General features: G+C 66.5%; 13 protein-coding genes. 5 read left to right on the top strand and 8 right to left on the bottom strand.

Translation table 11 applies throughout. From position 1 onward, the window contains the following. The first annotated feature begins 45 nt into the window (after positions 1 to 45). Complete coding sequence (locus tag NTCA1_RS17495) at positions 46 to 384, top strand: DUF6726 family protein (RefSeq protein ID WP_086490911.1); 339 nt, start codon at positions 46 to 48, stop codon at positions 382 to 384. 153 nt (positions 385 to 537) lie between these two features. Here NTCA1_RS17495 and NTCA1_RS17500 read toward each other — a convergent pair whose 3' ends face one another. Next, a complete protein-coding gene (locus tag NTCA1_RS17500) occupies positions 538 to 1,485 on the bottom strand; it encodes an L-threonylcarbamoyladenylate synthase (protein WP_159831219.1) in 948 nt (315 codons plus the stop codon). A gap of 64 nt (positions 1,486 to 1,549) precedes the next feature. On the opposite strand from NTCA1_RS17500, the gene NTCA1_RS17505 reads away from it, so the two are divergent. Together NTCA1_RS17505 and NTCA1_RS17510 are read left to right on the top strand one after the other, a co-directional pair. After that, positions 1,550 to 3,301: an acyl-CoA dehydrogenase gene (locus NTCA1_RS17505; RefSeq protein WP_159831220.1), complete on the top strand. Its 1,752-nt coding sequence runs from the start codon at positions 1,550 to 1,552 to the stop codon at positions 3,299 to 3,301. Further along, entirely contained in the window at positions 3,298 to 4,125 is an 828-nt protein-coding gene (locus NTCA1_RS17510; RefSeq protein WP_086490908.1) for a DUF815 domain-containing protein, read from the top strand. The genes NTCA1_RS17505 and NTCA1_RS17510 overlap by 4 nt, the downstream gene beginning before the upstream one ends. 39 nt (positions 4,126 to 4,164) lie before the next feature. Here the strand turns inward: NTCA1_RS17510 and NTCA1_RS17515 are convergent, their stop codons facing one another. Next, complete coding sequence (locus NTCA1_RS17515; RefSeq protein ID WP_159831221.1) at positions 4,165 to 5,661, bottom strand: sorbosone dehydrogenase family protein; 1,497 nt, start codon at positions 5,659 to 5,661, stop codon at positions 4,165 to 4,167. Positions 5,662 to 5,722: 61 nt separating this feature from the next. On the opposite strand from NTCA1_RS17515, the gene NTCA1_RS17520 reads away from it, so the two are divergent. After that, positions 5,723 to 6,205, top strand: coding sequence for a GAF domain-containing protein (locus NTCA1_RS17520; RefSeq protein WP_086490906.1), 483 nt, complete (start codon positions 5,723 to 5,725; stop codon positions 6,203 to 6,205). Between the two features lie 138 nt (positions 6,206 to 6,343). Then, entirely contained in the window at positions 6,344 to 6,859 is a 516-nt protein-coding gene (locus NTCA1_RS17525; protein ID WP_159831222.1) for a hypothetical protein, read from the top strand. Between the two features lie 57 nt (positions 6,860 to 6,916). Here NTCA1_RS17525 and NTCA1_RS17530 read toward each other — a convergent pair whose 3' ends face one another. The 6 genes from NTCA1_RS17530 to NTCA1_RS17555 all read right to left on the bottom strand — a co-directional run bounded on the left by NTCA1_RS17530 (position 6,917) and on the right by NTCA1_RS17555 (position 12,876). Further along, positions 6,917 to 7,888, bottom strand: coding sequence for a ParB/RepB/Spo0J family partition protein (locus NTCA1_RS17530; protein WP_159831223.1), 972 nt, complete (start codon positions 7,886 to 7,888; stop codon positions 6,917 to 6,919). Beyond that, positions 7,885 to 8,661: a ParA family protein gene (locus NTCA1_RS17535; protein WP_086490903.1), complete on the bottom strand. Its 777-nt coding sequence runs from the start codon at positions 8,659 to 8,661 to the stop codon at positions 7,885 to 7,887. The genes NTCA1_RS17530 and NTCA1_RS17535 overlap by 4 nt, the downstream gene beginning before the upstream one ends. Positions 8,662 to 8,667: 6 nt before the next feature. Then, entirely contained in the window at positions 8,668 to 9,300 is a 633-nt protein-coding gene (gene rsmG, locus NTCA1_RS17540; RefSeq protein WP_159831224.1) for a 16S rRNA (guanine(527)-N(7))-methyltransferase RsmG, read from the bottom strand. Continuing rightward, the gene (gene mnmG / locus NTCA1_RS17545; RefSeq protein ID WP_159831225.1) at positions 9,297 to 11,201 is read right to left on the bottom strand and encodes a tRNA uridine-5-carboxymethylaminomethyl(34) synthesis enzyme MnmG; all 1,905 of its coding nucleotides are present in this window, start codon (positions 11,199 to 11,201) and stop codon (positions 9,297 to 9,299) included. The genes rsmG and mnmG overlap by 4 nt, the downstream gene beginning before the upstream one ends. Before the next feature lie 69 nt (positions 11,202 to 11,270). Further along, positions 11,271 to 12,548, bottom strand: a complete 1,278-nt coding sequence (mnmE, locus tag NTCA1_RS17550) for a tRNA uridine-5-carboxymethylaminomethyl(34) synthesis GTPase MnmE (protein WP_159831226.1) — start codon at positions 12,546 to 12,548, stop codon at positions 11,271 to 11,273. Between the two features lie 52 nt (positions 12,549 to 12,600). Continuing rightward, complete coding sequence (locus tag NTCA1_RS17555; protein WP_159831227.1) at positions 12,601 to 12,876, bottom strand: DUF6489 family protein; 276 nt, start codon at positions 12,874 to 12,876, stop codon at positions 12,601 to 12,603. Between the last annotated feature and the right edge of the window lie 88 nt (positions 12,877 to 12,964).

The raw sequence follows: 12,964 nt of genomic DNA on the forward strand, positions 1-12,964 counted from the left end.
CGATATTAATTGTGGCGACAGTCGCTTCGTGACAGGTTCCGCGCGATGAACCTGCGCTCCCTGCCCTTCTTCGCCCCGGCTCTCGCTCTCGCCAGTGCCCTGCTGCTTTCCGGCTGCCTCAGCACCGCCGGCAAGATCGTGACCGCGCCGGTGCGCATAGCCGGTTCGGCAGTGGATGCCGTCACCACCAGCCAGTCGGAAGCCGATGAAAAGCGCGGCCGCCAGATGCGCGAGCAGGAAGAGAAGCTCGGCAAGATGCAGCGGCAATACCAGAAGCACTTGCGCCAATGCGACCGGGGCGACCGCCAGGCCTGCAACAAGGCGCGCGATGACTATGCGGACATGCAGTACCTGATGCCTGGCGCCGTGCCGCAGCGGCGCTGAGGATTTGCGAAGACCTTTGAGAAGCCCGCCGTCCCGGACCTGATCCGGGACCGGTGCCTGTCTTTAGGCGCGCGCTTTCGGCGAGGCGCCCCGCCGTGAGCTAGGCCGTTCACGGCCAGCGGTCCCGGATCAAGTCCGGGACGACGGCCAGCCTCAGGCCGCCGCGCGCTTCAGCCTGTCGTTGATGGCAGCGCCCACCCCCTCGCCCGGAATCGGCGCCACCGCGATCTTCGGCTGACTCGCCGCCGCGCCTTCGTGGAGCAGCGCGTAGAGCCGCGACGCCGCCTCCACGAGATCCCCCGAGGCGGAAAGGCTGGCGTCTCCCGCAATCGGGCCGAAACCGATATGGAATTCGTCCGCCTCGGCAGAGGCGGCCTCGAGCCGCACCGGCTTGCCCGGCGCGTAATGGCTGGCGAGCTGCCCCGGTGCCTCGATCGCCTGTGATATCACCGCGTCGCAATCCGTGCCGAGAACGGCGCGGATCGCCTCCTGCGGGATCGGGCCGGGCCGCAGGATCTGCCAACGGCCATCCTCACGCAAGGCGACGATCGTCGATTCCAGACCGGCCTCGCAAGGACCGCCATCGATCACCGCATCGAGATTGCCGCCCAGAGAGGCCACGACATGCTCGGCCCGAGTCGGACTTACGCCGCCGCTACGGTTGGCCGAAGGCCCCGCCAGCGCCAGCCCGGATGCCGCGATCACGGCCCGCATGAGCGGATGGGCCGGACAGCGCAGCGCCACCGTGGGCAGCCCCGCCGTCACCGCCGGAGCCACCGCCGCGCCTGCGCGCAAGGGCAGTACCAGGGTCAGCGCACCGGGCCAGAACACCTCGGCCAGCGCCAGTGCCCGCGCGTCCAGCACCGCCAGCGCCTGCGCCGCGGCGAGATCCGCGACATGGACGATCAGCGGATTGAAGCTGGGCCGCCCCTTGGCGCGGTAGATCGCCGCCACTGATTCATCCCGGTCCGCACGCGCCATCAGGCCGTAGACGGTTTCCGTCGGAACCGCGACCAGCCTGCCCTCCCCCAGCAGCGCAGCGGCGCGCGCCACGCCGCTATCGTCGGGTGCCAGAAGTTCGGGTCCAAGGTTGCGCTCCATACTCCGCCGCTATAGCCGCAGGACCGCAAAGCCAAGAAAAACCGCGCAGAGGATGATTCAAGCCATGAGCTATACGCCGCCCAGCACCGACCAGATCCTGGCCCTGCGCATCAATGCCGGGACCGAGGAGTTGGCCCGGCATCCCCGTTTTGCCGCCGCCAGCGATGATGTGGTGCAGGCCGTGGTGGAAGGCGCCGGCGCTTTCGCGGCGGGTGAATGGGCACCGCTGAACCGCAAGGGCGACATCGAGGGTGCCCGGATCGAGCACGGCAAGGTCCTGTTGCCGCAAGGCTTCGAGCAGGCCTACCGCGATTTCGTGGCGGCCGGATGGAACTCCATCGCCGCGCCCGAGGAATTCGGCGGCCAGGGCCTGCCGCAAGCGCTGGCCGTAGCCGCACTGGAATGCCTGGGCAGCGCCAACATGGGCTTCTCGCTCCTGCCGATGCTGACGGTGGGCGCGATCGAGGCGCTGGTCCATCACGGCAGCGAGGCGCAACAGGCGCGGTATCTTCACCGCGTGGTCAGCGGCGAATGGTCGGGCACGATGAACCTTACCGAGCCGCAGGCCGGATCCGACCTGGGCGCGCTGCGCACCGCTGCCGTGCCGATCACCGAAGGCCCGCACGCCGGAAAGTACCGGATCTCGGGCCAGAAGATCTTCATCACCTGGGGCGAACACGAACTGGCCGAGAACATCATCCACCTGGTGCTGGCCCGCGTGCCCGGCGCACCGGCAGGATCGCGGGGCATCTCGCTGTTCATCGTCCCGAAGTTCCACGTGGAACATGACGGCTCGCTCGGTGCCCGCAACGATCTCAAGGCGGTCAGCATCGAGCGCAAGCTCGGCATCCATGCCTCGCCCACTTGCGTCATGAGCTTCGGCGACAACGGCGAATGCATCGGCGAACTGATCGGCGCGGAGAACGAAGGCCTGCGCTGCATGTTCACGATGATGAACAATGCCCGCATCAATGTCGGCGCCCAAGGCGTCCAGATCGCCGAACGCGCCATGCAGCAGGCCATGGCCTATGCCATGGACCGCGTGCAGTCCGCCCGCGCCGGAGCCGCCGACAGGAGCCCCGTCGCCATAGCCGAGCATCCCGATGTGCGTCGCATGCTGCTGCGGATGCGCGCCCTGACCGAGGCTGGCCGCGCCCTTCTCTACTACGCCTGCGGCCAGCTCGATCGTGGCAATCTGGGTGACGAGGCCGCCCGGATGCGTGCCGAGCTGCTGGTGCCGCTGGTCAAGGCATGGTGCAGCGACATGGGCGTGGAAGTCACGAGTCTGGGTGTTCAGATCCATGGCGGCATGGGCTTCATCGAGGAAACCGGCGCCGCGCAGCACTACCGCGATGCCCGCATTGCCCCGATCTACGAAGGCACCAACGGCATCCAGGCCGCCGACCTCATGACCCGCAAGCTCGGCATGGCGCGCGGCGCTGCGCTCTTCGCGCTGATGGACGACATAGAGGCCTATGCCGCCGATCGCGGCGTCCTGGCCCTTCAGGAGCTTGCCGAGTCCTGCCGCCAGACAGCCCAGCACCTGATCGAAACCGGCACGCTCGACGACCGTCTCGGCGCCAGCGTGCCGTTCCTGGCCGCCTGCGCCGTCGCGGTCGCTGGCTGGCAGCTGCACCGTCAGGCCGATGCCCTGTCCGGCGCTTCCGACCTGTCCGAGTCCTTTACGAAGCGGAAAAAGGTAGTCGCGCGGTACTTTATCGAGCATCTGGTGCCCGAAGCCATGGGCCATCTCGCCCAGGCCCAGAAGGGTGCGAGCCTTCTCTACGAACTGACGAGCGAAGAACTGACAGCATGACCGACCGGATCGAAGTCCTCAGCCGCATTGCCGACGCCCTCGAACGCCTTGCCCCCCTGCCCGCGCCGCAGGTCGACTGGCTGGCCCATCCCGCCTACGTCTGGACCGGGCAGGAAGGGCGCGGCGTGCCCGAGCTGCTGGCCCCGCCCCTCGATCTGCTGCGCGGCATCGATTCCCAGAAGGAACGCGTGGTCGGCAATGTCGAGCGCCTCGCCGCCGGCTATGCCGCGCATGACATGCTGCTCTGGGGATCGCGCGGCATGGGCAAGTCCGCCGTGATGCGCGCCGCGATCCGGGCCGCCCAGTCCGCCCATCCGGGCCGCATCGCCCTTGTGCAAGTCGCGCAGGAAGCCCTCCACGGCGTGACCACTCTGTTCGCCCTGCTCGGCAAGGTGGACCGCCAGTTCCTCGTCTTCATCGACGATCTGGGCTTCGAGGAAAACGACGGCGCCGGGCCGCGCCTGTTGCGCTCCTGGCTGGAAGGCGGCGTAGAGGCACGCCCGGGCAACGTGCGCCTTGCCGTCACCGCCAATCGCCGCGCCATCGTCTCGCGGTCGATGGCGGAACAGGACGATCCCATCAATCCCCGCGACGTCGTGGACGACCGGCTCGCCCTGGCCGACCGCTTCGGCCTCTCGATCGGCTTCCACAACTGCGACCAGCCTGCCTATCTCTCGATCATCGAGGGCTATACCCGGCAGTTCGGGCTGGAATTCGACGAGCACGATGCGCTGGAATGGTCGCGCCGCCGTGGTGCGCGTTCAGGCCGCGTGGCCTGGCAATATGTCACCGAAGTGGCTGGTCGCGCCGGGAAAGTCATCTGAAACCATAAAAAAGGGGACCCGAGAGGTCCCCTTTTTCATTCACTGGCCGGTCGGCAACAGCTTGTCCGGGCCCTTGGTGAACCCGGCCTCGAGATTGCCGGTCGCGCCCGGAATGGTTGGATCCTTGATCTCTTCCAGGGGCTTCATGTGCTCGGTAACGACCGGCTTGATCTCCGCCGAAGGTGCCGCGCCCGGCGCCTGCACGCGCCACACGACCCCGGCCGTATCGTCGCTGACGAGAAGGCTGCCGGTCTTGTCCCAGGCCAGCCAGGTCGGACGGCCATGGGTATGCGAGGCATCCTTGAGGAAGCCGGAGAGCACGGGAATAGGCTTCACGTCCTGCGGATTGCCGTTGGCATCGAAGGGCACGAAGACCACGTCGTAGCCCACGGCCGGACGGCGATTCCACGAACCGTGGCGGGCCACGAAAGCGCCGTTGGCGAACTTGCTGCCCATGCGGTTGCCGCCGCCCGCGAAGACCATGCCGAGCACGCTGGCATGGGCACCCATCGCATATTCGGGCTTGCGGGTATATTCGAGCATGTAGGTCTGCATCGGCCACTGGACGCGCTCGTCGAACGTCGTCTTCCAGTAGACCCAGGGCCAACCGTATTGCGCGCCCACCGGCACGTTGGTCAGGTAGTCCGGCACCAGATCCGGGCCGAGCATGTCACGCTCCTGCACGGTGGCCCACATCTCTCCGGTGGAGGGGTTCCAGCCAAGCCCGTTGGGATTGCGCATGCCCGCGGCGAACTGGCGGCGGCGGGCCGTGTCCATATCCACTTCCCAGATCGCGGCGCGGCCGGTCTCTGCTTCCATGCCGTCGTCGGCGATATTGCTGGCCGAACCCACGGTGACATAGAGGTGCTTGCCGTCCTGGCTGAGCAGGAGGTTGCGCATCCAGTGATTGCCGCCTGCGGGCAGGTCTATCATCGTGCGCAGCGCCTTGCCTTCCAGCTTGGTCGCGCCGGGCTGGAAAGCGAATTCGAGGACTTTGTCGTGGTTGGCGATGTAGAGCTTGCCGTTCTGGTAGGCCATGCCCGAAGGCGAATGCATGTCGGCAATGCGGAAATCGAAGCGCTGTTCGGCCTTGCCGTCGCCGTCGCCGTCGCGCAGCAGCACGATCTTGTCGGGCGAGGCCTGTCCGGCGCCGACGCGGTTGAACATCCAGCCCATGACCATGCCCGTGATTCCCTTGGGCTTGTTGCCCGGCGGCGCATTGGTTTCCGCCACCAGCACGTCGCCGTTGGGCAGGGTCAGCATGGTGCGCGGATGGTCCAGGCCTTCCGCGAAGCGGGCCACGGCCAGCCCCTGCCCTGCCTTCGGTGCCTCACCCGCGCCCCAACCCACGGTTTCGACCAGCTTGACGCTGGGAATCCATTGCGGGTCCGGCTCGACCAGCTTGGGATCCTTGCCGACCGTATCGTCGAACGGCAGGTCGGAAGTGTTGGAGTACTGGGCCCAGGCGACAACGCCGCCGCCAACGAGAACGACCGCACCGAGTGCCAGGGCGGATTTGATGAGAATGGAGCGCATGAGCCTGAAATAGGCCGGAGGCGCCTATGCGGCAACAAGGACTTGGAGTATCGGGACCTCCATGTACGACTTTGCTCCCCAGGGCGACCAGCCCAAGCCCGAACTCTACGCAGACCTGGCCGAGGCCGCCCGGGCGCTCGTCAGCGGCGAACCCGACGGCGTGGCGAACATGGCCAATGTCGCGGCGCTGATCTGGCAGTTCCTGCCCGACCTCAACTGGGCCGGATTCTACCGCAACGTCGAGGACGAGCTGGTGCTAGGCCCGTTCGTGGGCAAGCCCGCCTGCATACGCATTCCCTTCGGCCGCGGCGTCTGCGGCACGGCGGCGGAAAGCGGCCAGACCCAGATCGTGCCGGACGTCCACGCCTTCCCCGGCCATATCGCCTGCGATGCCGACAGCCGCTCGGAACTGGTGGTGCCGGTCATGCAGGACGGCAAGGTGGTGGCCGTGATCGACCTCGACAGCCCCATTGCGGAGCGGTTCGATGCCGAGGATGCCGCCGGTATCGAGGCCCTCGCCGCGATCGTCGCGCCCTCAATCTGATCCTCATGCGGCCTCGGGCTGTCTCGCGCCGGGACTGACGGCGCGGACGCCTGAGGCTTGGCCTTTCGCCGGTTATAGTGCTAACATCGTGTTAACATACACGACTAATGCCCATAATCTGGTGAGAAGGCCCTGCGAATGCGTTCGACTCTCTGCACTGCGAGTCTCGCCCTGATCCTGTTTGGCGGCGCCAGCGCCGTCTCGGCGGCCGAAGTTGATGCCGGCGCGGACTATGTGCAGGACGCTTCCCCAGTGTCTCCTGCGCCCGCTACCGCCTCATCGATTCGCTACGAGTTCGATCCCGTCCAGCGCGATGCATGGCTCGCGGACTGCCACGGCAAAGTCGCCGCAAGCCGCCCGCGCTCGGGCACCGCACGCGAAGGCCAGGGCAACCACGGCGAGTGTGAAGCCTATCTCGCGGACTATCTCGCGCGCTATCGGCAGGGTCAGGTCATCGTGCCCGTCTACGGACAGGCCGCGCCGGGTTATGCCTATGTATATCCCGCCCAGTCGCAGCGCATGGTGTCGATTCCGGTCGTCCAGGCCATCGACAGCACGGGCGAACCGATCGCCTATGCCGAGGATGCGCAAGTCCGCCCTGCCCGCCGCTCGATCCCCCGGCGCGCGCCCGCAGAAGCCGCAAACGTCCGATAAAAACGGCGCCCGAACTGAAGTTCGAGCGCCGCAGAAAATCCGTAAATCCCGAGCGCTTCAGATCGCGCCGCCGGTCAGCCGCTGGCAGATCAGGTCGAGCTGGTCGAGCGTGGCGTAACGGATCGTCACCGTGCCGGACTTGGGATCGACATCGGCATTGATCTTCACCGGCAAGCCCAGGAATTCCTCAAGGTGGCTTTGCACCGCCACGATATCGGCATCCTCGTGCGTATTGCGGGCCGTGCGGGCGCGGCGCGGCGCAACATCGCCCCTCGCCTTCTTGCGAACCAGCTTCTCGACCTCGCGCACCGACATCTGCTTGTTGATGGCAGCGTCGGCGATCTCTTCGGCATCGTCGCAGCCGATCAGGGCGCGGGCATGGCCCATCGAAAGGCTGCCCTTCTCGACCATCGAGATCACGCCGTCCGGCAGGGCCAGCAGACGCTGGAAATTGGCGACGTGGCTGCGGCTCTTGTCGACCATGCGGGCGATCTCAGCCTGAGTCATGCCTTCGAATTCCGCCAGGCGGTTATAGGCCCGCGCTTCCTCGATGGGGTTGAGATCCTCGCGCTGAAGGTTCTCGATCAGCGCCAAGGCCATGACCTCGCGCTCGGTGAGTTCGCGCACGAGCGCGGGAATCTCGTGAAGCTGCGCCTTCTGGGCCGCGCGCCAGCGGCGTTCACCGGCAACCAGCTGATAGCGTCCGCCGTCCACCGGGCGCACGATGATCGGCTGAATCACCCCGCGATGAGCGATCGATGCGGCCAGTTCCTCCAGCGCTTCCTCATCGAAGATCCGGCGCGGCTGATCCGGGTGCGGCGTGATGTCCGCGATGGCCAGAACGGCAAGACCCCCGGCGCGCGGCAGAGCGGCGCGCCCCTCGGTGCTTCCCGGAACGCCCAGCGGCTCTTCCCGGCGAGTCTCACCAAGCAGGGCACCGAGGCCGCGGCCGAGGCCCTTGGGTTTCTGCTTGGGCGCTGCGGCGGCATTATGGGGTACGCTGATGCGGACGATCGATTCGTCGTTCATGCCGCTTTCCTCTTCTCGGGCAGTCGGGTGATAAGTTCGCGCGCCAGGGCCATGTAGGCCCGGCTGCCCGCGCAGGCATGATCATAGATCAGGGCGGGCACGCCATGGCTGGGCGCTTCGGAAAGGCGCACATTGCGCGGAATGGTGGTTTCGAAGACGAGCTGGCCCAGTACCGAGCGCACGTCTTCGGAGACCTGATCGGTCAGGCGATTGCGGCGATCGAACATGGTGAGCGCAATGCCGATGATCCCGAGATCGGGATTGAAGCGCTGCTGCACCCGCTCGACCGTCTGGAGCAGCTGACTCAGCCCTTCCAACGCGAAGAATTCGCATTGCAACGGCACTAGCAGGGTATCCGCCGCAGCCAGGGCATTGAGAGTCAGGAGGCCCAGCGAGGGCGGGCAGTCGATCAGGCAGACGTCGTAGCCAAGATCGCCGCCCAGCGCGGTACGCAGACGATTGGCGCGATCGTCGGCATTGACCAGCTCCACTTCCGCGCCGGAAAGATCGACGGTCGCTGCCAGCAGATCGAGATTGGGAATGCGGGTCGGCATGACGCAATCGGCGATACGCGCCCGGTCCACCAGCACGTCATAGGAGGTGCGGTCGCGCTCGGATGCGGCGATGCCGATTCCCGTCGAGGCATTGCCTTGGGGGTCTATATCAATGAGCAGGGTGTTCCAGCCGGTCGCAGCCAGGGCCGTCGCGACGTTGATCGCGGTCGTGGTCTTCCCGACTCCGCCCTTCTGGTTGGCGATGGCGATACGGATCACTTGGTCTTACCCCTTCCTGTCGGCCAGCTTGCCGACAATGATGCCTGCCTGCGGGTCCGTCAGGGACTGTTCCACGTGGAACATGTGCCGCCACTTGCGAAGGTCTTCCAGTTCTTGCTTTGCAGACCGCCCCTTCGGCAACAGCCAAACCGTGTCGCTTGTGGAAAAGCGTGCGGAAATCGTCAGAAGTTTTTCAAGCGGCGCAAAAGCGCGCGCGGAAATCACGCTGACCGGGAACGTCTCGACCAGTTCGAGACGCTGTCCGGCGATACGGGCATTATCCAACCCCATCGCCATCCGCGCCCGGTCGAGCCACTCGATACGGCGGTTGCGCGATTCAACCATGACCACTTCGCACTCGGGCCGAAGCGCGGCAATGACGAGGCCCGGAAAGCCCGCCCCGGTGCCGAGGTCGAGCCAGGGGGTCGATGTTTCACGTGAAACATAGGGCAGAAGCTGCGCGCTATCGACGATATGGCGCAGCCATACCTGCTCGAGACTCGCCGCAGACACCAGATTCTGCTGGAGGTTCTCTTCCACCAACATGGCGATCAGCGTCTCGAGCCGGACCCAGGCATCCTCGTCGCATTCGGGCAGCTTGCGCAGCCATTCGCGTGCTTCGTCTTCAGTCGTGATCACGCCGCCTCCCTGCGGGCATGGACCAGCAGCGCCGCCAGCGCTGCCGGGGTGATTCCGGGAATCCGTCCCGCTGCGGCAAGATTGGCCGGACGCGCCTTGCTGAGGCGCTCCACCATCTCGCGCGAGAGACCGGGAATCTCGGCATAAGGAAAGTCTTCCGGCAGCGGCAGGGCCTCGCTTGCGCGAAGGTCCTTCAGCTCGCGCTCCTGTCGTTCGAGGTAGGGCGCATAAGCCGCGTCCTCCACCATCTCTTCGACGAGCGCATCGTCTTCGAGCAGCGCGGGATCGATCCAGGGTGCGAGACCGCCGAGATCGACGCCGCCAAACCGGAGCCATTCACGCAGCGGCAAGCGCCCGACATCGGCGCGCACCGGCAGGCCCGCCTGAGCGAGTTCATGACCCGACAGCGAGGCATCGAAAGCCGCGTCGATCCTCGCGCGCTCGGCAAGGCGGCGTTCGAACCATGCGCAGCGCGCGGGCCCGGCCGCCCCGATCGCGATAGCCAGCGGCGTCAGGCGCGTGGAGGCATTGTTGGCGCGCAGGCGCAGACGGTACTCGGCGCGGGCCGTGAGCATGCGGTAGGGCTCGCTCACGCCGTGCAGGGTGAGGTCGTCGATCATCACCGCCATGTAGCTGTTTGCGCGGTCCAACGCCGGTGCCTCGCGGCCGAGCACGGCAGCAGCGGCATGCATGCCCGCGACCAGGCCCTGCGCCGCCGCTTCCTCATATCCGGTCGTGCCGTTGATCTGCCCTGCGCAATAGAGCCCGGGCATGTCCCGCAGCTCCAGAGTCGCGCGCAAGGCGCGGGGATCGATATGATCGTATTCGACCGCATAGCCGGGAACGATCATCTCGACCCGCTCCAGCCCTTCCATCGTGCGCAGCATCGCCAGCTGCACATCGGCGGGAAGCGAGGTGCTGACGCCGTTCGGATAGACCAGCGGGTTGTCGAGGCCCTCCGGCTCCAGAAAGATCTGATGGCCGTCGCGATCGGCGAAGCGGTGGATCTTGTCCTCGATCGAAGGGCAATAGCGCGGCCCGGATGCCCCGATGGCGCCCGTGAACAACGGCGAGCGATGGAGGTTCTCGCGGATCACGTCATGGGTGCGCGGATTGGTGCGGGTGATCGCGCAGAAGACTTGCGGAACCTGACGGCGGCGCCCCTTCCCGCCTTCGGACTCCGGCGCCGAAAGCGCGGACCCCGAAAGCGCGGACCCCGAAAGTGCTGACATCGTCCAGTCCTCACCATCGGAAGGCTGCTCGTCGAGGCGTGCCCAATCGATGGTACGGCCATCGAGACGTGGCGGCGTACCCGTCTTGAGCCGCGCCATCGGCAGCGCCGCATCGCGCAGCTGGCTTGCCAAGCGCTGTGCGGAATCCTCGCCGATGCGGCCGCCCGTCATCCGCTCTTCGCCTCGGAACAGGGTGCCGCCCAGGAAAGTGCCGGTGCAGAGAACCACGGCGCGCGAAGTCAGCCGCGTGCCGTCGGCCAGATCGATGCCAACCACCCTGCCCTGCTCGATCACCAGTGCAGCCGCTTCGCCGCCCACCAGAGTGAGATCGCCCTGCTGCTGGAGCAGGCGATGAATTGCCGCCTTGAAGAGCTTGCGGTCGGCCTGGACGCGCGGCCCCTGCACGGCGCTGCCCTTGGAGCGGTTGAGCATTCGGTAGTGGATCGCCGCGGCATCGGCCGCACGGGCGATCAGCCCGTCGAAGGCATCGACCTCACGAACGAGATGGCCCTTGCCCAGACCACCGATCGCCGGATTGCAGCTCATGGCGCCAACGGCATCCAGGTCGAAACTGACGAGGGCAACGCGCGCGCCCATGCGAGCGGCGACCGCCGCCGCCTCGCAGCCGGCATGGCCGCCGCCGATAACGATCACGTCGAAGGATTGCATGGACCACGCGCTTACCCGAAGCTGCGACTCACGTCAAAGCTAGCCCCGATGTTTCACGTGGAACATCGCTTATTTGCCGATGCAGAACCGCCCGAACAGCGCATCGAGCATGTCTTCGGTCGTCGCCCGCCCGATCAGGGCATCGAACGCGACCCGCGCCAAGCGCAGCGCTTCGGCCACCAGCAAGGGATCCCGCTCGCGCGTCGCCGCGCCGATCGCGTGTTCGGCTTCAGCCACTAGAGCATATTGGCGGCGATTCAACGCAGCGTCTCCGGGGCGCGGCATGGCCGAGGAAGCAGTGGCGATAAGGTCATTGCGCAAGGCGTCCAGCCCCTCCCCGGTCACGGCAGAGACACGGTGCCGGGGGCGCTGCTTATGTTCCACGTGAAACACGTCAGCCTGCGCCGAAATCTCCCAGGCACCTTCCGGCCCATCTCCTTCCGGGCCGAGCCAGAGGACCAAATCCGCTTTTCCGACTTCAGCCAGAGCGCGCGAGATACCGATGGCCTCGATCTCGTCGCCGGTCTCGTCGCGAAGGCCGGCGGTGTCACCGAAGAGGAACGGCATGCCGCCGATCGATACTGGCCGCGTCAGCACATCCCGTGTCGTACCGGCCTGCGGCGAGGTGATAGCCGCCTCATCCTCGACAAGCGCATTGAACAAGGTGCTCTTGCCCGCATTGGGTGGCCCGGCCAGTATCACGCGATAGCCCTCGCGCAGGGTTTCCGCTCTCGGCCGCTCCAGCCACCGGCGAAGCTCGCGGCCAAGGTCGTTCAATCGGGTCAGAAAGTCTACGGGCAGATCGGAGACATCGTCCTCGTCCCCAAAGTCGAGCACCGCCTCCACGGCTGCCGAAGCAGACAGTACCCGGTCGCGCCACTGCTCCACCTGCCGAGAGAAGGCCCCGCCCGCCATGGCCAGCGCGCTCTTTCGCTGCAGCTCGGTTTCGGCGGAGAGAAGATCGGCCAGCCCTTCCGCCTCGGCCAGATCGATACGGCCGTTCGCGAAGGCCCGCCGGGTGAATTCGCCCGGCACCGCGCGGCGCAGGCCCGCTACGCCGAGCAGGGCCGCCTCGATCGCCGCGACGACCGCCCTGCCCCCGTGAAGATGAAGCTCGGCGAGGTCTTCCCCGGTGGCGGTGTTTGCTCCGGGGAACCACAATACTAGGGCCTGATCCAGAATCGCGCCGTCCGCATCGCGCAAGGGGCGGTAGCTGGCCCGGCGCGGCTGCGGCAGGGTTCCCCCCAGCGCCGTGAGCGCGGCAGCGGCCGCAGGACCGCTGATGCGGACGACGGCAATGGCAGCCGGAGGAGAACCGCTGGAGAGCGCGAAGATCGTATCGGACATGCCCGGCCGCTACCCCAGAGCGGCCTTCAGGTGAACCCCTGCAAGCTGAAGCTCACTCGCCCTTCTTGGGCTTTCCTGTGCCGCTCATCGCCCCGCTCATCGCCATTGCGGCGCCGCTTTCGAGGAACTGCTGGAACAGCTTGAGTCCGAACTGGCCCATCGGCGCGACCTGCTTGCTCAGTTCCTGAAGCTGGTCGAAACTGCCCACGCCCTGCATCGCGTTGGCGAGTGCATCGACATAGACTTCGTTTGCCTTTGTAACGTCGGGCAGACCGAGGAATCGCCGCGCCTCTTCGGGCGAGCATTCAACGTCGACACTGACCTTCATGGCGGCCTCCCGGTTTGGATTTCTGTAGCTTGGGTGGCACATGGCGGTAGCAAAGTCCATCGCTCGTACCTACCCTTGCTCAACGCCT

It is taken from the genome of Novosphingobium sp. TCA1 (assembly GCF_009811895.1).
Taxonomy (GTDB): domain Bacteria; phylum Pseudomonadota; class Alphaproteobacteria; order Sphingomonadales; family Sphingomonadaceae; genus Novosphingobium; species Novosphingobium panipatense_A.